Genomic DNA, 524 nt, shown 5'->3' with positions numbered 1-524 from the left:
TGCAGGAAACTTAGTAGATGGAGCAAAAATGCTTCAACTATTTGGAGATGTAGCAACTGAACTTTTAATTCGCCATGACGGAGACGAAGGGCTTTTCAGAGCCTACGACAGCGTTGAATTCTTAGCTCCTGTTTATGCTGGAGATTATATTGAAGCTATTGGTGAAATTGTTGAGGTTGGAAACACATCAAGAAAGATGAAATTTGAAGCTAGAAAAGTTATAACTTCTGCAAATATTCCTGGAAATGATTCTGCATGTGATGTACTAGAAGAGCCTATCGTTGTTTGTAGAGCATCTGGAACTTGCGTTGTTCCAAAGGATAAACAAAGATTTAAAATTCATATTATTTTACTCGGAATTAAATTAGAGGTGATTAATTTGAAGTTATCAACTAGGGGTCGGTATGGAGTTAAGGCTATGTTTGAGCTTGCATTAAACTATGGCAATGAGCCTTTATCGATAAAGACTATTTCAGAAAGACAAAATATTTCAGAATATTATCTTGAGCAACTTTTTAGTGCTC

1 protein-coding gene and 1 pseudogene are annotated in these 524 nt (G+C 35.5%); both read left to right on the top strand.

Annotated elements, in window-relative coordinates:
• Positions 1-337, top strand: a pseudogene (gene kal, locus TCEL_RS13720) (3-aminobutyryl-CoA ammonia lyase); the annotation flags it as partial.
• Between the two features lie 42 nt (positions 338-379).
• The coding region (locus TCEL_RS13715) for an Rrf2 family transcriptional regulator (RefSeq protein ID WP_198010622.1) at positions 380-524 on the top strand (145 nt) is incomplete at its 3' end.

The organism is Thermobrachium celere DSM 8682 (assembly GCF_000430995.1).
In the GTDB taxonomy this organism is placed as follows: Bacteria; Bacillota; Clostridia; order Clostridiales; family Caloramatoraceae; genus Thermobrachium; species Thermobrachium celere.
Note: the sequence above shows the minus strand (reverse complement) of the source record. Positions and strands in the feature narration are given on the sequence as shown.